Source organism: Cellulosimicrobium sp. TH-20 (assembly GCF_002105775.1).
Lineage (GTDB): Bacteria > Actinomycetota > Actinomycetes > Actinomycetales > Cellulomonadaceae > Cellulosimicrobium > Cellulosimicrobium funkei.
On the sequence record NZ_CP020857.1, the window covers coordinates 1,908,373 to 1,927,342 of the forward strand.

Here is an 18,970-nt window from a genome sequence, read left to right on the forward strand (position 1 = left end):
CCGCCGGGGGCGCGTCAGCCCTCGAAGGGCTTCGCGGCGGTGATCTTCACGGCGATCTCGTTGCCGTTCGGAGCGGTGTAGCTGGTCTCGTCGCCGACGGTCTTGCCGTCGATCGCGGCACCGAGCGGGGACGTCGGCGAGTACACGTCGAGGTCCGTCGTGCCGGCGATCTCGCGCGAGCCGAGGAGGAACGTCATCTCGTCGCCCGCGACGACGGCCGTGACGACCATGCCGGCCTCGACCTTGCCGTCGTCCGGCGGCGTGCCGATGCGCACGTTGCGCAGCTTCTCGGTGAGCTCGCGGATGCGGGCCTCGTTCTTGGCCTGCTCCTCGCGGGCGGCGTGGTAACCGCCGTTCTCCTTGAGGTCGCCCTCGTCACGGGCGGCGGCGATGCGCTCCGCGATCTCGGTGCGGCCCTCGCCGGACAGGTGGGCGAGCTCGGCCTGCAGCCTGTCGTGCGCCTCCTGGGTCAGCCAGGTGACGGTGGTGTCGGTCACGGTTCGCTCCTTCCTTTCCATGGTTCGACGGTCGCGCCGGGCACGGCCGTGCAGAGACGGGCAGCCGGGGCGCGTGCTCACGCGAGCGCCTGCCTGCCCGGGTCGGTGACGCTGCCCGGGTGGCAGCGCGGAGGACTGGTTCCCGCCGGACCGCCGGGTCGCCCGGTGGTCGGTCGCCTGTCACGAGCACCGGCCGCGGGCCGCACGCGGTCGGGTGCGGGAATCCCTCAGGATAGCAAAGCACGAGGTGCCGACGGCGCGGGGCGGGCCGGTCCGGCGGCACGACGGACGGGAGTGCGGCGGCCGGGCCGCACGACGGCCGGGCGGCTCAGGGGGCCGGGCGGCAGGACTGGACGATCCCCGTCGTGGCGAGCTCCGACGTCGCGACGCTCACGGTGTAGCGCGACTCCGTGACCTCGACGGGACCGACCGTGACGTCGACCGTGCCGACCTGCGCGTAGCTCTCGGCGAGCGCGTCGAGGGTGCACGTCGCCGTCGTGCCCGGGTCCATGTACACCTCGAACGTGACGTCCACGCGCTCCGGGCTGACGACGGTGTACCCGAAGTCCTTGTAGCGCACCGGCTCGTTCGCGTAGCGCAGCCCGATGACGAACGTGACGGCGAGCCCGACGACCGCGACGAGCACGATCCCGACGACCGCCAGGCGCCGACGCCGCTCGGTGGGCTCGGGCCCGTACCGGCCCGCCGGAGGGCGCAGGGGCGTGCTCGGGCTCGGCTGCGGGGCGGTGGTCTCGTTCGTCATGGTGCGGTCCCGTGGTCGGTGCCGCCGCGCCCCGGTCGCTGGCCCGGCGGGTGCCGGCGGTGGCCGGCGGTTCGTCAGGTGTGGGCGCGGTGGTGGATCATGTCCTCGACCCATCTTCGCAGAGCCCCGGCCCTCGTCGTGCACCCACGGCGTCCTGTGCCGCGTCCCAGGCCGCGCGAGGAGACGTACGACGCACCCGGGAGGACCAGTGGCCGAACCCGCGGCCGGATCGACCACCCACCGCGAGCAGCCGGAGACGCTCCGTCTCCTGGCCGTGCACGCCCACCCCGACGACGAGTCGAGCAAGGGCGCCGCGACGACGGCGCGCTACGCGGCCGAGGGCGTGGACGTGCTCGTCGCCACGTGCACCGGGGGCGAGCGTGGCGACATCCTCAACCCGAGCTTCGGCGAGGGCCCGGCGGACATCGAGGGCATGCGCGCCCTGCGCCGCGTCGAGATGGCCGCCGCGGCGCGCGCGCTCGGCGTCCGGCAGCAGTGGCTCGGGTTCGTCGACTCGGGGCTGCCCGAGGGGGACCCGCTGCCGCCGCTGCCCGAGGGCTCGTTCGGTCTCGTGCCGCTCGAGGAGGCGGCCGCGCCGCTGGTCGAGCTCGTGCGCGAGTTCCGTCCGCACGTCGTCACGACGTACGACCCGTCGGGCGGCTATCCGCACCCGGACCACGTCATGTGCCACCGCGTCGCGTTCGAGGCGTTCCACGCCGCGGGCGACCCGGAGCGCTACCGCCGGGAGGGCGGCGCGGCGCCCTGGTCGCCGCTCAAGCTGTACTACAACCACGACTTCTCGATGAACCGCATCCGCACGCTCCACGAGGCGATGCAGGGCGCGGGTCTGGAGTCGCCGTTCGGCGACTGGGTCGAGTCGCGGTCCGCGCGGGAGATCCCCGAGCGCGAGGTCACGACGCGCGTCCACGTGGCGCGCTACTACGCCCAGCGTGACGCGGCGCTCATCGCGCACGCGTCGCAGATCGACCCGGAGGGCTTCTTCTTCGCGATCCCGCGCGACCTCGAGGTCGACGTGTGGCCGTTCGAGGAGTTCGAGCTCGCGGAGTCGCGCGTCCCGACGGACCTGCCGGAGGACGACCTGTTCGCCGGCGTGCGGGAGCTCGTCGCGGGCGAGGAGGTGGCCTCATGAGCGCGGCACCCTTCCTCGACGTGCCGACGCTCGCGGGCGGCCCGGGTTGGGCGGCGGACGTCGTCGCGGAGACCGCGACGCCGAGCCCGTCGGACGACCCGCTGCGCGAGGACCTGGACCCGAACGACGTGTCGCCCGGCCTCGCCGGGTTCCTCGCGATCTTCGCCGTGGCGCTCGCGACCGTGGCCCTGTTCTTCGGGCTCTCGCGCCAGCTCCGACGCATGCGGCACAACGCCGAGACCCAGGGGATCGGCCCGGACGGCCCGGTCGACGCGACCGCCCCGGAGACCCCCGCCGGCTCCGCGTCCGCCGGCTCCGCGTCCGACGGCGCCGCGCCGGACAGCTCCACGTCCGGCGGCACCCACGACGGGCGCGGCCCGGACGAGAGCGGCCCGGAGCGGCAGGGCTGACCGTGGCGACCGGCGCTCGCGTCACGATCGGGCAGCTCGAGGTCTCGGCCGACCACGCCGCGAACCTCGTGACCGTCGGCGCGGCGTTCCGGGAGGCGGCGCGCGTGCGCGCCGACCTGCTGGTGCTGCCGGAGTACGCCGCGGCGTTCGACCCGCGCGGCACCGGCGCGGAGCACGCGGAGCCGCTGGACGGGCCGTTCGTCGGCACGCTGCGCCGGCTCGCGCGCGAGCACGGTGTCGCGGTCGTGGCGGGGACCCTCGTGCCGGGCAGCGCGTCCGGCCGGGCGGTCAACGTCGTCGTGGCGGTGGACGCCGCGGGCGACCTCGTGGGGACGTACCGCAAGGTGCACCTCTACGACGCCTTCGGTCACCGCGAGTCGGACCGGCTCGACGCGGGGGACCCGGCCGCGCCGCCGCTCGTGCTGCGCGTCGGCGACCTGACGTTCGGCGTGATGACCTGCTACGACCTGCGCTTCCCGGAGAGCGCGCGGCGCCTCGTGGACGCGGGCGCCGACGTGCTGGTGGTGCCGGCTGCGTGGGCGGCGGGCGAGCTCAAGGCGGACCAGTGGCGCACCCTCGCGCGGGCCCGCGCGATCGAGAACACCGCCGTCGTGCTCGCCGTGGGTCAGGCGGGCCGGGGCGTGACCGGGCGCTCCCTGCTCGTCGGCCCCGACGGCCAGGTGGGGCTGGAGCTCGGCGAGCGCGCGGAGCTGCGCAGCGCGGACCTCGACCCGGCCGCGCTGGCCGCGGTGCGCGAGCGCAATCCGTCGCTCGCGAACCGGCGCTACGTCGTCGTCCCGAAGGACTGAGCCGCGCGGGGCGCCCGGGTGGGCGCTCAGCGCGACGGGCGCTCAGCGTGCGGCGAGCGCCGCGATGAGGATCGCGGCGTAGTGGCACCCGTAGCCGACGACCGTGAGCACGTGGAAGATCTCGTGGAAGCCGAACCAGCGCGGGCTGGGGTTGGGCTTCTTGATGCCGTAGACGACGGCGCCCAGCGTGTAGGCGAGGCCGCCGACGGCGACGAGCCAGACGATCGCCGGGCCGTTCGTCGTCGTCCAGAACTGCGGCATGTAGCCCACCGCGACCCACCCGAGCGCGACGTAGATGGGCACGTACACCCACCGCGGGGCGTCGAGCCACAGGATCCGGGCGAGGAGGCCGAGCAGGGCCCCGCTCCACACGATCGCGAGCAGGATCGTCGCGGTCCGCTGGGGGAGCAGGAGCACGGCGAGGGGCGTGTAGGTGCCCGCGATGATGAGGAAGATGTTCGAGTGGTCGGCGCGGCGGAGCACGCCCGCGACGCGGGGCGACCACGTGCCGCGGTGGTAGACCGCGCTCGTGCCGAACAGCAGGCACGCGCTGAGGCCGAAGACGGCGCACGCGACCTTGCCCGCGACGGGTGGCGCGACGAGCACGAGGACGATGCTCGCGACGAGCGCGAGGGGGAACGTCCCCGCGTGGATCCAGCCGCGCAGGCGCGGCTTGACGACCTCGGCGACCTTCGCGACCGCGTCGCCCACGTTCTCGCGGACGGAGTCGAGCGCGTCGGTGCCGGGTGCGTGCGCCGGGCCCGGGTCGGCGGGCGGCGCGCTCGGGGTGCGGTCGCGGTCGGTCGGTCGGTCCACGACGTCTCCTCGGTGGTGTGTCCGTGCACGGAAGAGGCCGGCGCGGGGCTCCCACGCCAACCTACGCCATCGTAAGTTACGCCAACGTAGGTTCGCGACCGGTCCCCGCCTCGCGGTGTGAAGATCCTGGGCAGGGGCGCGCGGAGCGGTCCGGGCCCGCCGGACCGGGCACGGACGAGCGGTAGCGTGTGCGGGTTCGGCCCGAGCGCCCCGCACCGGGGCGCGCCCGCCGGGCGTCCCCGTCCGCCCATCGCCGAGGAACCAGCGTGCGCCTGCCCCGCCCCGTCTACGGACTCTACGAGCGTCGCCTCGCGGCGACCCTCTCGCGCGAGAGCGTCCCGCGCCACGTGGGGGTCATCCTCGACGGCAACCGGCGGTGGGCGCGCTCGTTCGGGGAGTCCACGGCGACCGGCCACCGCCGGGGTGCCGACAAGATCACGGAGTTCCTGGGCTGGAGCGAGGACCTCGGCGTCGAGGTCGTCACGCTGTGGATGCTCTCGACCGACAACCTGTCGCGGTCGCAGGAGGAGCTGTCGGCGCTGCTCGACATCATCGAGGACGCCGTGCGCGACCTCGCCGAGACGGGCCGCTGGCGCCTGCGGGTCATGGGTCGGCTCGACCTGCTGCCCGAGCGGCTCACGGCGGCGCTGCGCGACGCCCAGCAGCGCACGGCCGCCGTCGACGGCCTCCAGGTCAACGTCGCGATCGGCTACGGGGGGCGCCACGAGATCGCCGACGCCGTGCGGTCGTACCTGCGCGAGCAGGCCGCCGCGGGCGCGCGCCTGCAGGACCTCGCGGAGAACCTCGACGTCGAGCACATCGAGGAGCACCTCTACACCAAGGGCCAGCCGGACCCGGAGCTCGTCATCCGCACGTCGGGCGAGCAGCGCCTCGGCGGCTTCCTGCTGTGGCAGAGCGCGCACTCGGAGTTCTACTTCTGCGAGGCGTACTGGCCCGACTTCCGTCGCGTCGACTACCTGCGCGCGCTGCGCGCGTACTCGCAGCGCGAACGCCGGCTGGGCCGCTGATCGGTCACCCGGCGGGTAGGGTCGATGCGAATGCATCGACCGATCCGTCCGGGGGCGACATGACGCAGCAGCACGCCGACGACGCGGGCCCCGAGCCGGGCCCCGGGAGCGCGCGCCTCGCCGTCGAGACGTGGGAGTCCCTCTTCCGGGCCCAGGTCGCGATCATGCGGCGGCTGCAGTCCGACCCGGTCTGGGACGGCCTGACCCTGCGCGAGTACGACGTGCTGTTCTCGCTGACGAAGGGCCCCGAGGACGGGATGCGGCTGCGCGACCTCAACGCGTACATCCTGCTCAGCCAGCCCTCGCTGAGCCGCATGGTGGACCGGCTCGCGGCGCGCGGCCTCGTCGAGCGGGCGACCCCGCCGGACGACGCGCGGGGCACGCTCGTCCGGCTCACCCCGGCGGGCCGGGACCTCCAGCGCGCGACCGGCCGCGCGCACGCCCGGGCCATCGCGACGTACGTGGGCGGCGCGCTCGACGACACCGACCTCGCCACGCTCGGCGAGCTGCTCGAGCGGCTGCGCGCCGCGCAGCCGGACATCCCGGACGCCGCGCCGGGACGCGCGGCGGGCGCCCCGGGCGCCTGAGCGCGCGCCCACGGACGAGGCGGGCACCTCGGCGCCTCAGCACCGGCTTCGCACGCTCGGCGCTGTGGCGCGGAACACGTCCGGTCCGTCCCTTCCGCTACGGGCCGTCGCACGTCGGCCTGCCTAGGATGCGAGCGTGTCCTCAACGCCGAGCACCATCCCGAACCCCGTCCCCGGGCCCCGCGCCGACGGCCCGCTGCGCGTCGTCGTCGCGCCCGACTCGTTCAAGGGCAGCCTGAGCGCCGCCGACGTCGCGCGCGCCGTCGCGACGGGCGTGCGCAGCGTCGTCCCCGACGCGGAGGTCGTCGAGCTCCCCATGGCCGACGGCGGCGAGGGCACGCTCGAGGCCCTGCTCGCCGTGTGGGGCGTCCCGGCCCGGGAGGTCTCCACGGTCGACGCGATCGGCCGTCCCCGCACCGCGCGCTACGGGGTCTCGGCCGACGGCCGCCTCGGCGTGGTCGAGCTCGCCGAGGCGAGCGGGCTGCCCCAGGTGAGCGACGTCGCGCTCCAGCCCCTGCACGCGCACACCCGGGGCACGGGCGCCGCGGCGGCCGCGGTGCTCGACGCGGGGGTCGACGAGGTGATCGTGTGCCTCGGCGGGTCGGCGTCCACCGACGGCGGCGCGGGCATCCTCACGGGCCTCGGCGCGCGGCTCCTCGACGCCGACGCCGCGCCCGTGCCCGACGGCGGGGAGGGCCTCGCGCGGGTCGCGCGGCTCGACCTGTCCGGCCTGCACCCGCGGGCGCGCGAGGTCCGCTGGCGCCTCGCGGTCGACGTCACCAACCCCCTGCACGGCGAGCGGGGCGCGGCACACGTGTTCGGACCGCAGAAGGGCGCCCAGCCGGCGGACGTGGCGTTCCTCGACGACGCGCTGCGGCGCTGGGCGGGAGTCCTCGCGCAGGAGACCGGCGTCGACGTGGCGGAGCTCGCGGGTGCGGGCGCCGCGGGCGGCGTGCCCGCGGGCATGGTCGGCGTCCTCGGCGCCGAGCTCGAGCCGGGCGCGCGCCTCGTCGCCGAGGCGGTCGGGCTGCCCGCTGCCATCCGCGCTGCCGACCTCGTCGTCACGGGCGAGGGGTCGTTCGACTCGCAGTCCGTCAACGGGAAGGTCGCGGACGCGATGGGCGCCCTCGCGGCGGAGGCACCGCACCGGCCTCCGGTCGTCGTGCTCGCGGGCCGGGTGCTGCTGCCCGCCCACCAGGCGCGCGAGGCCGGGATCGCCGCGGCGTTCAGCATCGCGCCCGGGCCCATCGCGCTCGACGAGCTGCTCGACCGCACGGCGTCCCGCCTCGTCGACCTCGCGGCGACCGTCACGAGCCTGCACGTCGCGTCGCGGCGCTGACCGGCGCGTCCCTCGCCGCTGCCCTCGGCCGGCTCCCGGGGGACGGTGCCGCCGTCAGCGCTTCGGCCAGGCCCACGCGGGCTGGTCGAGGAGCCCCTCGCGCCCGGCGACCGTCGTCTCGCCGAACGGTGACCGCACGAGCTCGACCTCCACGAGCTCGTCCGCGCCGGACAGGTCCGCCGGGCCCGACGCGGCCGCGTCGCGCAGCGCCTCGACGAGCGGCGGCGCGTGCGTGACGACCACGACCTGCGTCTCGCGGCCCGCCGCGTGCACGAGCGCGCCGAGCGCGGGCAGGAGGTCGGGGTGCAGGCTCGTCTCCGGCTCGTTGAGCACGAGGAGCTCGGGCGGTCGCGGCGAGAGCAGCGCGGCGACGAGGAACAGGTAGCGCAGCGTCCCGTCGCTGAGCTCGGCGCCGGTGAGCGGCCGGAGCAGCCCGTCCTGGTGGAAGGCGACCTCGAACCGGCCGTCGTCGGCGTGCACCGCGAGCCGGCTGCCGGGGAAGGCGCGGGCGACGGCGTCGTCCAGCTCGTCGCCGCGCCCCAGGTCGCGCACGGTCTCCAGCGCCGCGGCGAGGTCCGCGCCGTCGTGCGCGAGGACGGGCGTGCGGGTGCCGAGCTGCGGCGAGCGCGCCGGGGCGTCGGCGTCGGTGCGCAGCTGGTCGTAGAAGCGCCACGACCGCAGGCGCTCGCGCACCGCGACGACCTCCGGCGCGCCCACCGGGTCGACGAGCTCGGTGAGCACGCTGTCGAAGGGCCGCAGGCGTGCGGGCGAGGACTGCCAGCGGCCCGCGTCGTCGCGCACGCGGACGGCCGGTCCGCGCCGCTCGACCTGGAGCGTCGCGGGCCGCGGGACGGGCCCCGACCAGACGGTCTCGACCTTGATCTCCGGGTCGAGGGCGAACGCCGACCCCGGGTGCTGCGGCAGGCCGAGATCCACCGCGTAGCCCAGGTCGTCCGGCGTGGCCCCCGCGAACCCGAGGCGCAGCGCGACGGGCGCCGTCCGGCGCGTGCCCTGGACCGCGCCGCCCGCGCGCGCGGCCCGACCGCCCTGCTCGGGCCCGGCCCAGAGCGTCGACCGCAGGCCGCCCTCCCGGGCCACCGCGCCGACGGCGCCGCCGAGCGCGCACCCGGACAGCAGACGCAGCGCGCGGTACAGGCTCGACTTGCCCGTCCCGTTCGCCCCGGTCACGACCGTGAGCCGCCCGAGCGGCAGCACGAGGCTCCGCAGCGAGCGGTAGCCCTCCACCGCGATCGTCGCGAGCATCGGTCACCTCCCGCCCGGCACGCTACGCGCCGGGTCCCACGCGGCGGCGCGGGCCCCGGCGCGGTGCGAGGCGAGGCGGCGTCGGGCCGCGTGGCGCGTCAGTCGGTGATCGCGAACGCGTCGATCTCGACGAGCATCTCCTCGCGCGGCAGACCCGTGAAGACTGTGGTGCGGCTGGGGAGCACGCCCTTCGTGGTGTGCTGCGCGACGAACGCGCCGTACGCGTCGTTCATGATCGGGAAGTCCTCGCGCTTCGTGAGGTACACGCGGAGCATGACGACGTCGTCGAACGTGGCGCCGGACGCCTCGACGATCGCCCGCACGTTCTCGAGCGTGCGCGTGGTCTGCGCGGCGACGTCGCCGGGGTAGAGGTACTCGTTCGTCGCCGGGTCGACGGGCCCCTGGCCCGAGACCTGGACGAACGGTCCCTTGCGCACGCCCTGGTGGAACGTGTGCGCGGGGGCCGGGGCGTCGGGGGTGGAGATCGCGGTCTTCTCGGTGGTCATGCGGGGTCCTCTCGGAGCGTCTGGGTGTCTGGGTCTCGTGCGGGGTCGTCGGGGTGGGTCAGAGGTCGATCGTCGCGAGGTCCACGACCTCGTCGCCCCGCACGACGGCGGCGACGCGCCACCGGTCGAACGTCGTGCAGGGGTGGGAGATGCCGAAGCCGACGACGTCGCCCGGGCGGACCTGGGCGGTGGCGGGACCGCCGACCTGCCCGCCGCCGGCCTCGTCCGCGTCCAGCGCGAGGTAGAGGTGCTGGTCGTTGAGCGCGGTGACACGGGTGCCGGCGAGCTCGCGCGGGGCGAGCCAGCCGTCGTCGGACTGCGAGCGCAGCCAGAGCGCGACGGGCAGGTCGATGTCGAACGAGACGTCGCGCCGGCCGATGCCGCAGACCGCGAGCCCGGGCTCCGGGACGGAGAGCACCTGGCCCCAGACGGTCGCGGCGGCGCGCAGCGGCTCCGCGCCGGGGATGCGGCTCCACGGGTCGGTGCGCGAGTAGAAGCCGTGGTCGTGCGTCACGTACGCGCCCGAGCGCACGACGACGCGGACCTCGACCTCGCGCCCGTCCGCGCCGGGGACCGGGCCGGGGAGCCCGGCGAGCACGACGTCGAGGAACGTGCTGCCGCCCGCCGACAGCACGAGCGGCTCGTCGACGCCCGCGAGACCCTCGCGCACGAACGCGGCGCCGAGCTCGCGCAGCCCGTCGCACCAGGCGCCGACGGCGGCGAGCTCGTCGGCGGTCGTGCCGCCCGCGACCGAGCCCTCGTACCCCGTCGCGCCGAGCAGGCGCAGGCCCGACGCGCGGACCGCGCGCGCGAGGTCGAGCGCCGCGGCGGTGCTGCGGACGCCGGTGCGCCCGCCGGGGACGCCGAGCTCGACGAGCACGCCGAGGCGCGCGCGGACGGCCGTCGGGGCGTCGGCGAACCCGCGGGCGAGCAGGTCGACCCCGTGCGGCGAGTCGACGCACAGCCACACCTCGTCGTCGCCTCCCGCGGCCTCGGCGCGCGCCAGGTCGTCGCGCAGCGACGCGATCTCGCGCGGGTCGAGCAGCTCGTTGGCGAGCAGCACGCGCGGCACGCCCCAGTCGCGCACCGTGCGCAGCTGGGACGGCGTCGCGACCGTCGCGCCCCACGCCCCGGCCGCGGCCTGGCGCGCGTAGAGCGCGCGCGACATCGTCGTCTTCACGTGCGGCGCGTGCTCGACCCCGCGCTCGGCGCACACGCGCGCGACGGTGCCGACGTTGTGGTCGAGCGCCGCGTCGTCGAGCGTGAGCAGCGGCCAGGAGAACGCGTCGTCGGTGACGCGCGGCGAGCCCGCGAGCACGTCCGCGACGGTGGTCCCGGCCGGGAGCCGCAGCCCCTTGGTCCGGGGCCCGACGACGTCGCGCGCCCAGGGGCGGTCGGGTGCGGGCCGCGCGGCGTCGTGCGTCGTGCCGGTCATGGGGTCCTCCTCGGGGACGGGGCTCTCGTGGACGGGTGCAGGGGGCGGCTCACGCCGCCGGGGCGCCCGGGCGCAGCGGGCGGCCCGGGAGCGCGCCGGTGAGCGCGCCGTCGCGCAGGACGCGCACGCCCGCGACGAGCACGTCGTCCACGCCCGACGCCGGTCGGCGCGGGTCCTCGTACGTCGCCTCGTCGCGCACGCGGTCGGGGTCGACGAGCGCGAGGTCCGCGACCGCCCCCGGGACGACCGCACCGCGCCCGGCGAGCCCGAAGCGCGCGGCGGGCCGCGCGGACAGGTGCGTGACGGCGTCGTGCCACGTCCAGTCCCCGAGCGTACGCACGTGCTCGGCGAGGAAGCGCGCGAACGCGCCCCAGCCGCGCGGGTGGGGGCGGCCGCCGCCCCCGACCGGTGCGTAGATCGCGTCGGACCCGCCGACGTGCGCCCGGTGGCGCAGCAGGGCGCGGACGGACTCGGGGGAGTTCGTGGGCGGCTGGGCGAACACGCACGACGCGCGCAGCCGCGTCGCGACGAGCAGCCGCACCGCGGTCTCGGCGGGGGACAGCCCCAGGCGCGCGGCGACGTCGGGCAACGTCATGCCCTCCGTCCACGACAGGTCCTCGGCCGGGCCCGGCGCGGCCCCGGCGAGGGGGCCGGTCGGGACCGCGGCCATCGTCACGCGCGGCCACAGGTCGGCCAGGTGCGGGAAGTGCTCGCGGTGCAGGCGCTCGAGCACCGCGGGGTCGGAGAGCGCCGCGACGGTCGCGTCGACGTCCGCGATGGGGAGCCACATCGGCAGCGACACCATCGACAGGATCGAGCAGCCGCGCAGGTACGGGTACGAGTCGAACGTGACGTCCAGGCCCGCGGCGTGCGCGTCGTCGACGTACCCCAGCAGCTCCGCGGCCGGGCCGTGGTAGTGCGAGACGTGCGTCGCGACCCCGGACGCGCGCGCCACGCGCACGAGCTCCGCGAAGGCCGGGCCGGCCCGGTCCTCGTAGCCGCGCATGTGGGACACGTGCGGCACGCCGCGGGCTGCGAGCACGCGCGCGAGCGCGACGAGCTCGGCCTCGTCGGCGTACGTCGCGGGGACGTACTCCAGGCCGGTCGACAGGCCGAGCGCGCCGTCGTCGAGCGCCGAGGCGAGCAGTGCGAGCATCCGGTCCGTCTCGGCGGGCGTCGCGGGGCGCGCGGCGGCGCCGAGCACCGCGTAGCGGATCGTGCCGTGCGGGGCGAGGTAGCCCACGTTGACGCGGGTCGTGCCGTCGTACGTGGCGAGGAGGTCGGCGACGGACCCGCCGCGGAACGTCGGGTGCTCGCCGTTGATCGCCGCGAAGTACCCGCTCGCCCAGGCGGCGGCGTCGTGCAGGCCCGACGCCGCAGGCCCGCCGTCGGCGTCCGGGCGCGGCGAGGGCGCGTAGGACACCCCGTCCTGCCCGACGACGACGCTCGTCACGCCCTGGCGCAGCATGGCGAGCTGCACGTCGTCGTCGAGCACGGCGGCCTCCCCGTGCACGTGCGCGTCGACGAACCCGGGCAGCAGGAGCCGGCCGTCCGCGTCCAGCACGTCGGCGCCCGCCGGAGCGGTACCGGCCGCGGGCGCGACGCCCTCGACCCGGCCCGCGCGCACGGTGACGTCGACGGGGGCGGAGGGGCCGTCGTCGGGCTCGACGAGGCGCGCCCCGCGCACCACGAGGGCGCTCATGCCGGGCCGCCCGCGTCCTCGTCGCGACCCTCGACCCAGCCGCCGACGCCGCGCAGGCCGCCCGCGGCGAGCTCCTCGGCGCGGTCGCGCGGCCAGCCTGCGACCCCGGGCCGGGTCTGCCACGGGTGCGGCCCGTCGAGCGGCCGGTACTCCACGCCGGCCGCGTCGAGGCGCGGCAGGTGGTGCGCGACGAGGCGCTCGCGGAACGCGAGCGCCGCGGGGGACCCGGGGGAGCGGTCGGCCTCGGGGGACCACATGACCTCGGCGAACGCCGCGAGGCGCGGGAACGCGGCGTAGTCGACGCGGCGCGCGGAGTCGAGGTGCTCGGACCAGAGCTCCGCCTGCCCGCCGAGCAGCGCGCCCGGCGCGGGGCCGTGGCGGGACCGCCCGCCGTGCCGCGCGCGGCACCCGCGAGCTCGGCCGGCAGGGGCTCGAACGCGTACACGTCGTCGAGCGTGGTGAGGAACCCGACCGGCACGGGCTCGTCCGTGGTGTCGCCGCCGCGGTGGTCGAGGTACACGACCTGCTCGGGCGCCATGACGACGTCGTGGCCCGCCGCGAGCGCGTCCGCGCCCACGGCCCAGCCGCGCCACGACGTCACGACGACGTCGCGCGGGAGCGCGGGGCCGAACGCCTCGTCCCACACGACCGCCCGCCGACCGCGGGACGCGACGTGCTCCGCGAGCCGCGCGAGGAACCAGCCGTGCAGCCCGGCGACGTCGTCGAGCCCGAGCGCCTCCGCGCGCGCGACGATCGCGGGGTTCTCGCGCCACAGCGTCGTGGGCACCTCGTCACCGCCGATCGCGACGAACGGCGCGTCGAAGATCTCCAGCACCTCGTCGAGCACGTGCCGGAAGAACGTCAGGGACTCCTCCGACGGGTCGAGCACCTCGGTGCTCACGCCCCACGTGGTGCGGACCTCGTGCGGTCGCTTGCGCGTGCCGAGCTCCGGGTACGCGGCGACGGCGGCCTCCACGTGCCCCGGTGCGTCGATCTCCGGGACCACGGTGACGCCGCGCTCGCGCGCGTACGCGACGATCTCGCGCAGGTCGTCCTGCGTGTAGAAGCCGCCGTGCGGACGGCCGTCGGCGACGCCGGCGCGCCAGGTGCCGAGCCCGGACTCGCGCCGCCACGCGCCCACCTCGGTGAGCCGGGGGTAGCGCGCGATCTCGACGCGCCACCCCTGGTCGTCGGTGAGGTGGAGCTGGAGCACGTTGAGCCGGTGCGCCGCCGCGAGGTCGACGAACCGCAGGACGTCGGCCTTCGGCAGGAAGTGGCGCGCGACGTCGAGCAGCACGCCGCGCCACGCGAACCGCGGGTGGTCGGTGATCGCGACGTGGGGGAGCGCGAGCGTGGAGCGACCGCCCGCGCCCGTCACGGCGGGAGCACGACGGAACGCGGCGGGGCCGGCGAGCTGGCGCAGGGTCTGGGCCGCGGCGTGCGCGCCGTCGAGGTCGCCCGCACCGACCCGGACGCCGTCGTCGCCGACGACGAGGCGGTAGCCCGACGGCGGGAGGTCGTCGTCGACCGCGAAGACCACGGACGGGGTGCCGTCGGCGGGCGCGGCGCCCGCCGGGGCGGGCACGAGGTCGAGGCCGAACGCGTCCTCGGTGACGCGCCGCCACCAGCGCGCCGCGGGGCGCAGGGCGGGGTCCGCGACGACGGACGTCCCGTCCGCGACGACGGTCGTCCCGGCGCCGGGCTCGAGCGTCACCGGGGCGGGGAGGATCCCGGCGGGGTCCGCCGTGGACGAGGTGGGCACCTTTTGGAAGGACACCGAACGAGCCTATCGGGCCCGCGCCGTGTGGTCCTACCCGGCTGTGGACGGACGGGCAGCGCTGCCGCAAACGTGCGTCGACCGCAGGGAGGATCACGCAAGCCGCTTGCAGCCGGACGTATAGTCGACGGCATGTCGAGACGTCTGGCGGAGGTCGCCACCAAGGTCGGTGTCAGCGAGGCCACCGTGAGCCGCGTGCTCAACGGGAAGCCCGGCGTCTCGCAGGCCACGCGAGACGCGGTGCTCACGGCGCTCGACGTGCTCGGCTACGAGCGGCCGACCAAGCTGCGCGGGGAGCGCGGCCGCCTCGTGGGGCTCGTGCTCCCGGAGCTCGTCAACCCCATCTTCCCGGCGTTCGCCGAGGTCATCGGGGGCGCGCTCGCGCAGCAGGGGTTCACCCCGGTGCTGTGCACCCGCACGGCGGGCGGCGTGACGGAGGCCGAGTACATCGACCTGCTCCTGGGGCAGCACGTGTCGGGCGTGATCTTCGCGGGCGGCTTCTACGCCGAGCGCCAGGCCGACCACGCGCACTTCCGCCGGCTCGAGAAGCTCGGCCTGCCCGTCGTGCTGATGAACGCGTCCGTCGAGGACCTCGACTTCCCCCGCGTCTCGTGCGACGACCTCGTCGCCATGAACCAGGCGCTGGGCCACGTGCTGTCCCTCGGCCACGAGCGGGTCGGCCTGCTCCTCGGCCCGGCCGACCATGTGCCGTCCGAGCGCAAGCTCGCCGCCGCGCAGGCCTTCGCCGAGCGGCACGGCCACGCGCTGGACCCGGCGCTCGTCGTGCACAGCCAGTACTCGCTCGAGAGCGGTCAGGCCGCCGCGAACCGGCTCCTCGAGGCCGGCGCGACGGCGATCGTGTGCGCGAGCGACCCCCTCGCGCTCGGCGCGGTCCGCGCCGTCCGCCGCGCGGGGCTCGACGTGCCCGCCGACGTCTCCGTCGTCGGCTACGACGACTCGAACCTCATGAACTCGACGGACCCCGCGCTGACGACCGTGCGCCAGCCGATCGAGCCGATGGGCCGCGCGGCCGTCGACCTGCTCGCCGGCATGATCGCGGGCGCCGACGTCTCCCGCGACGAGCTGCTCTTCGAGCCGGAGCTCGTCGTGCGCGGCTCGACGGCCGCCGCGCGCGCGACGGGTCGTGACGCGACGGTCGCCTGACCGCACCCTCTTCCTCCTGGGTCCCGGCCCGGCCGCCTCGTGCGCGCCGGGCCGGGGCCCTCGTCGTCTGCCCTGCGGCGGGAGCCGCTCCCACCTCCGGCCGAAGGCGTCGCGGTCTGGACGCGCCGAGATAGCGTTTCGATAACGCTGCTGTCAGGTTCTTGCGCGGATGATGTCGACTAGTTACTGTCATGCCCGACGGCGCGGTCGGCACCCGGTGCACGACGGCCGTCCCGGGACCATCCCGGGACCATCCCGGACTGCATCGAACGCCGTGCGCCGACCTGACGGGGCGACCACCCGACCACCCGACCACCCGGCCACGCACTCACGGAAGAGGACGCGGTGAGCAACGACCACCCCCGAGCCGCCGACGGCGCGCCCACCCCCGACGCGGCCCCCACGGCGGCGGCACGGCCGGCAGCCTCGTCGCCCGACTGGTGGCGCAGCGCCGTGATCTACCAGGTGTACGTGCGCAGCTTCGCGGACGGGAACGGCGACGGGACGGGCGACCTCGCGGGCGTGCGCCAGCGCCTCGGCTACCTGCGCGACCTCGGCGTCGACGCGATCTGGTTCACCCCCTGGTACGTGTCCCCGCTCGCGGACGGCGGCTACGACGTCGCCGACTACCGCGCGATCGACCCGCAGTTCGGCACGCTCGCCGAGGCAGAGCAGCTCATCGCGGAGGCCCGCGCGCTCGGCATCCGCACGATCGTCGACGTCGTCCCGAACCACGTCTCGTCCGAGCACGAGTGGTTCCGCGCGGCCCTCGCGGCCGGGCCCGGGTCGCCCGAGCGCGAGCGCTTCTGGTTCCACCCGGGCCGGGGCGAGGACGGCTCGCAGGTCCCGACCCACTGGGTCTCGGAGTTCCAGGGCGGCACGTGGACGCGCACGACGAACCCCGACGGCACGCCCGGCGAGTGGTACCTCCACGTGTTCGCGCCCGAGCAACCCGACCTCAACTGGGACCACCCCGACGTGCGCCGCGAGCACGAGGACATCCTGCGGTTCTGGTTCGACCGCGGCGCCGCGGGCATCCGCATCGACTCGGCGGCGCAGCTGGTCAAGGACCCGGCCCTGCCCGAGGTCCCGGACCACCCCGGCCCCGGCGAGCACCCGCACGTCGACCGCGACGAGCTCCACGACATCTATCGCGGCTGGCGCGCCGTCGCCGACGCGTACGACGAGCCGCGCGTGCTCGTGGGCGAGGTCTGGCTCGCGGACCGGGAGCGGTTCGCCCGGTACCTGCGCCCGGACGAGATGCACACGGCGTTCAACTTCGACTTCATGGCCCGCCCGTGGGACGCGAAGGCGCTGCGCGAGTCGGTCCAGACCACGCTCGACGCGCACGCGCCGGTCGCCGCCCCCGCGACCTGGGTCCTGTCGAACCACGACGTGACCCGACCCGTGACGCGCTACGGGCGCGAGGACAGCTCGTTCGCGTTCGCCACCAAGCGGTTCGGCACGCCGACGGACCTGGCGACCGGGCGGCGTCGGGCCCGCGCGGCCGCGCTGCTCTCCGCCGCGCTGCCGGGCTCGCTGTACCTCTACCAGGGGGACGAGCTCGGGCTGCCCGAGGTGGAGGACCTCCCGCTCGACGCGATCCAGGACCCGATGCACGCGCGGTCCGGCGGCGTCGACCCGGGCCGCGACGGCTGCCGCGTCCCGCTCCCGTGGACGCGCGGCGGCACGAGCCACGGCTTCGGGCCCGACGGCGGGGCGGCGCCCTGGCTGCCCCAGCCGCACGGCTGGGGCGAGCTCTCCGTCGAGGCGCAGACCGGCGACGAGACCTCGGTGCTCACGCTCTACCGGCGCGTCCTCGCGACCCGCCGGGCCGAGCCCGCGCTCCGGGCCGGCGGGTTCCGCTGGCTCGACTCCCTCGGCGGGGTCGTGCTCGGCGACGACGTGCTCGCCTTCGCCCGCGAGGCTCCCGGCGACGGTGACGGCGACGGACGCGCGGTCGCGTGCGTCGTCAACCTCGGGCCCGACGACGTCCCGCTCCCCGCGGACGCCGAGGTCCTCCTGCGCAGCGACGCGCCCGGGAGCGTGTCCCGCGCGAGCGACGCGCCGGGCGCGGCGCGCCTGCCCACCGACACCGCCGTCTGGCTCCGGGCCTGACCGCGGCGACCGCCACGAGAACCCGGGCCGCGGGGCCCCGGCCCCCCGACCCGCACCCGCTACCCAGCACCCCGTAACCCACCCAGCACCACCGGAACCCAGGAGCGACGATGAAGTCCACACGTCAGGCGACCGCCCTCACCCTCGCGGGGGCGCTCGCGTTCAGCACGCTCGCCGCGTGCTCGAGCGGCGGCTCGGGCAGCGACGACGAGAGCAGCGGCTCGGGCGGCGACGGGAAGGTCACCCTCAAGGTGGTGTCCCTCCTGCCGGGCTCCGAGCAGGAGGCGATCGACGCCTTCAACGCGCAGGTCGAGGAGTTCGAGGCCGCGAACCCGGACATCGACGTGCAGCCGGAGGAGTACGAGTGGAAGGCGACGACGTTCGCCCCACAGCTCGCCGCCGGCACGCTGCCCGACGTCTTCGAGATCCCCTTCACCGACGCCAAGACGCTCGTCGAGAACGGTCAGCTCGCCGACCTCGACGAGCAGTTCCGGACCCTGCCGTACGCCGACAAGTTCAACCCGGCGATCCTCGAGGCCGGGACGGGCTCCGACGGCCACGTCTACGCGATCCCCGCGAAGAACGTGTACGGCGTGGGCCTGCACTACAACCGGGAGCTGTTCGAGTCCGCCGGCCTCGACCCCGACCAGCCGCCGACCACGTGGGACGAGGTCCGTGAGGACGCGAAGAAGATCGCGGACGCCAACCCGGGCGTGGCGGGCTACATGCAGATGTCGCAGAACAACACGGGCGGCTGGCAGCTCACGGTCAACACGTTCGCGCGCGGCGGCCGGACGCAGGAGGTCGCCGACGACGGCACCGCCACGTCGACGCTCACGAACGACGGCACCAAGGAAGCGCTCGAGTGGCTCCAGGCCATGCGCTGGGAGGACAACTCCCTCGGGAGCAACTTCCTCCTCGACTGGGGGACCATGAACCAGGCGTTCGCCGCGGGCCAGGTCGCCATGTACACGTCGGGCTCGGACGTCTTCACGTCGCTCGTCCAGACGAACGCGATCGACCCCGCCACCTACGGCCTCGCGGCGCTGCCGCTCGAGGGCGACGACGCGGGCGTCCTCACCGGCGGCACGCTCGCCGCGATGCCGGCGGACGTGGACGAGGCGAAGAAGGAGGCCGCGATCAAGTGGATCGACTTCTTCTACCTCGGCAAGCTCGTCGACGAGAAGCGCGCCGTCGCCGACGCCGAGACGCTCGTCGCGAACGACCAGCCCGTCGGCACCCCGGTCCTGCCGATGTTCTCCCCGGAGCAGTACCAGCAGAACCAGGAGTGGATCAAGGACTACATCAACGTCCCGCTCGACCAGATGACGAGCTACACGGACACGATGTTCGACCTGCCGCTCGTGGGTGAGCCGTCGCAGAAGACGCAGGAGATCTACGCCCTGCTCGACCCCGTCGTCCAGGCCGTCCTCACCGACGAGAACGCCGACGTGGACGCGCTGCTGGAGCAGGCGAACACCGAGGCGCAGGCCCTGCTCGACCAGGGCTGACGCCCGTCGGGGCGCGCGGGCACCGTCCGCGCGTCCCGGCCCGCAGACCCGGGTCGGCCGGCGGCACCCCCTGCCGGCCGACCCGTACCCCGCCG

17 protein-coding genes and 2 pseudogenes are annotated in these 18,970 nt (G+C 75.9%); 9 read left to right on the forward strand and 10 right to left on the reverse strand.

The genetic code is table 11. From position 1 onward, the window contains the following. Positions 1 to 14: 14 nt before the first annotated feature. Together greA and B8281_RS08500 are read right to left on the reverse strand one after the other, a co-directional pair. Positions 15 to 497: a transcription elongation factor GreA gene (greA, locus tag B8281_RS08495; RefSeq protein WP_021483866.1), complete on the reverse strand. Its 483-nt coding sequence runs from the start codon at positions 495 to 497 to the stop codon at positions 15 to 17. Positions 498 to 825: 328 nt separating this feature from the next. Further along, the gene (locus B8281_RS08500) at positions 826 to 1,260 is read right to left on the reverse strand and encodes a DUF4307 domain-containing protein (RefSeq protein WP_051876692.1); all 435 of its coding nucleotides are present in this window, start codon (positions 1,258 to 1,260) and stop codon (positions 826 to 828) included. A 208-nt stretch (positions 1,261 to 1,468) separates the two neighbouring features. On the opposite strand from B8281_RS08500, the gene mca reads away from it, so the two are divergent. From mca to B8281_RS08515, 3 genes are read left to right on the forward strand one after another with little or no spacing between them, the layout of a single operon-like run. Beyond that, the gene (gene mca, locus B8281_RS08505; RefSeq protein ID WP_051028194.1) at positions 1,469 to 2,410 is read left to right on the forward strand and encodes a mycothiol conjugate amidase Mca; all 942 of its coding nucleotides are present in this window, start codon (positions 1,469 to 1,471) and stop codon (positions 2,408 to 2,410) included. Further along, the gene (locus B8281_RS19520) at positions 2,407 to 2,820 is read left to right on the forward strand and encodes a hypothetical protein (RefSeq protein WP_085387485.1); all 414 of its coding nucleotides are present in this window, start codon (positions 2,407 to 2,409) and stop codon (positions 2,818 to 2,820) included. The genes mca and B8281_RS19520 overlap by 4 nt, the downstream gene beginning before the upstream one ends. 2 nt (positions 2,821 to 2,822) lie before the next feature. After that, positions 2,823 to 3,629: a carbon-nitrogen hydrolase family protein gene (locus tag B8281_RS08515; protein WP_085387486.1), complete on the forward strand. Its 807-nt coding sequence runs from the start codon at positions 2,823 to 2,825 to the stop codon at positions 3,627 to 3,629. 42 nt (positions 3,630 to 3,671) lie between these two features. Here B8281_RS08515 and B8281_RS08520 read toward each other — a convergent pair whose 3' ends face one another. Then, complete coding sequence (locus B8281_RS08520; protein ID WP_085387487.1) at positions 3,672 to 4,445, reverse strand: hemolysin III family protein; 774 nt, start codon at positions 4,443 to 4,445, stop codon at positions 3,672 to 3,674. A 266-nt stretch (positions 4,446 to 4,711) separates the two neighbouring features. Between B8281_RS08520 and B8281_RS08525 the strand changes: the two genes are divergently transcribed. The 3 genes from B8281_RS08525 to B8281_RS08535 all read left to right on the forward strand — a co-directional run bounded on the left by B8281_RS08525 (position 4,712) and on the right by B8281_RS08535 (position 7,399). Next, positions 4,712 to 5,473 carry an isoprenyl transferase gene (locus tag B8281_RS08525; RefSeq protein ID WP_043655243.1) on the forward strand — a complete coding sequence of 254 codons (762 nt, stop codon included), beginning with the start codon at positions 4,712 to 4,714 and terminating at the stop codon, positions 5,471 to 5,473. Between the two features lie 59 nt (positions 5,474 to 5,532). After that, complete coding sequence (locus tag B8281_RS08530; protein WP_085387488.1) at positions 5,533 to 6,060, forward strand: MarR family winged helix-turn-helix transcriptional regulator; 528 nt, start codon at positions 5,533 to 5,535, stop codon at positions 6,058 to 6,060. A gap of 136 nt (positions 6,061 to 6,196) precedes the next feature. Next, positions 6,197 to 7,399 (forward strand): glycerate kinase, encoded by a 1,203-nt coding sequence (locus B8281_RS08535; protein ID WP_232322735.1) that lies wholly within the window; start codon positions 6,197 to 6,199, stop codon positions 7,397 to 7,399. 54 nt (positions 7,400 to 7,453) lie between these two features. On the opposite strand, the gene B8281_RS08540 is transcribed toward B8281_RS08535, so the two are convergent. From B8281_RS08540 to B8281_RS08560, 7 genes and pseudogenes are all read right to left on the reverse strand, one after another. Then, a complete protein-coding gene (locus B8281_RS08540) occupies positions 7,454 to 8,662 on the reverse strand; it encodes an AAA family ATPase (protein WP_085387489.1) in 1,209 nt (402 codons plus the stop codon). A gap of 98 nt (positions 8,663 to 8,760) precedes the next feature. Beyond that, positions 8,761 to 9,168, reverse strand: coding sequence for a RidA family protein (locus B8281_RS08545; RefSeq protein ID WP_021483739.1), 408 nt, complete (start codon positions 9,166 to 9,168; stop codon positions 8,761 to 8,763). A gap of 58 nt (positions 9,169 to 9,226) precedes the next feature. Then, positions 9,227 to 10,603, reverse strand: coding sequence for an alanine racemase (locus B8281_RS08550; protein ID WP_085387490.1), 1,377 nt, complete (start codon positions 10,601 to 10,603; stop codon positions 9,227 to 9,229). 49 nt (positions 10,604 to 10,652) lie between these two features. Continuing rightward, entirely contained in the window at positions 10,653 to 12,305 is a 1,653-nt protein-coding gene (locus tag B8281_RS08555; RefSeq protein ID WP_085387491.1) for an amidohydrolase family protein, read from the reverse strand. Then, positions 12,302 to 12,562, reverse strand: coding sequence for a hypothetical protein (locus B8281_RS19845; protein WP_232322827.1), 261 nt, complete (start codon positions 12,560 to 12,562; stop codon positions 12,302 to 12,304). Before B8281_RS19845 ends, B8281_RS08555 begins: the two co-directional genes overlap by 4 nt. Before the next feature lie 42 nt (positions 12,563 to 12,604). Further along, positions 12,605 to 12,889 (reverse strand): annotated as a pseudogene (locus tag B8281_RS19965) (hypothetical protein); the annotation flags it as partial. Next, a pseudogene (locus B8281_RS08560) lies at positions 12,775 to 14,082 on the reverse strand (beta-N-acetylhexosaminidase); the annotation flags it as partial. The pseudogenes B8281_RS19965 and B8281_RS08560, both read right to left, overlap by 115 nt. Positions 14,083 to 14,214: 132 nt before the next feature. Between B8281_RS08560 and B8281_RS08565 the strand changes: the two are divergent. The 3 genes from B8281_RS08565 (at position 14,215) to B8281_RS08575 (ending at position 18,875) form a co-directional block, all read left to right on the forward strand. Beyond that, positions 14,215 to 15,246: a LacI family DNA-binding transcriptional regulator gene (locus tag B8281_RS08565; RefSeq protein WP_085387492.1), complete on the forward strand. Its 1,032-nt coding sequence runs from the start codon at positions 14,215 to 14,217 to the stop codon at positions 15,244 to 15,246. 345 nt (positions 15,247 to 15,591) lie between these two features. Beyond that, positions 15,592 to 17,364, forward strand: a complete 1,773-nt coding sequence (locus B8281_RS08570) for a glycoside hydrolase family 13 protein (protein WP_085387493.1) — start codon at positions 15,592 to 15,594, stop codon at positions 17,362 to 17,364. A gap of 110 nt (positions 17,365 to 17,474) precedes the next feature. After that, entirely contained in the window at positions 17,475 to 18,875 is a 1,401-nt protein-coding gene (locus B8281_RS08575; RefSeq protein WP_085387494.1) for an ABC transporter substrate-binding protein, read from the forward strand. Positions 18,876 to 18,970: the final 95 nt, after the last annotated feature.

Coding starts and splice junctions, on each gene's coding strand:
- B8281_RS08530 (WP_085387488.1), top strand. CDS start 5,533: ATGACGCAGCAGCACGCCGACGACGCGGGCCCCGAGCCGGGCCCCGGG.
- B8281_RS08575 (WP_085387494.1), top strand. CDS start 17,475: ATGAAGTCCACACGTCAGGCGACCGCCCTCACCCTCGCGGGGGCGCTC.
- B8281_RS08540 (WP_085387489.1), bottom strand. CDS start 8,662: ATGCTCGCGACGATCGCGGTGGAGGGCTACCGCTCGCTGCGGAGCCTC.
- B8281_RS08545 (WP_021483739.1), bottom strand. CDS start 9,168: ATGACCACCGAGAAGACCGCGATCTCCACCCCCGACGCCCCGGCCCCC.
- B8281_RS19520 (WP_085387485.1), top strand. CDS start 2,407: ATGAGCGCGGCACCCTTCCTCGACGTGCCGACGCTCGCGGGCGGCCCG.
- B8281_RS08500 (WP_051876692.1), bottom strand. CDS start 1,260: ATGACGAACGAGACCACCGCCCCGCAGCCGAGCCCGAGCACGCCCCTG.
- B8281_RS08550 (WP_085387490.1), bottom strand. CDS start 10,603: ATGACCGGCACGACGCACGACGCCGCGCGGCCCGCACCCGACCGCCCC.
- B8281_RS08565 (WP_085387492.1), top strand. CDS start 14,215: ATGTCGAGACGTCTGGCGGAGGTCGCCACCAAGGTCGGTGTCAGCGAG.
- B8281_RS19845 (WP_232322827.1), bottom strand. CDS start 12,562: ATGTGGTCCCCCGAGGCCGACCGCTCCCCCGGGTCCCCCGCGGCGCTC.
- B8281_RS08555 (WP_085387491.1), bottom strand. CDS start 12,305: ATGAGCGCCCTCGTGGTGCGCGGGGCGCGCCTCGTCGAGCCCGACGAC.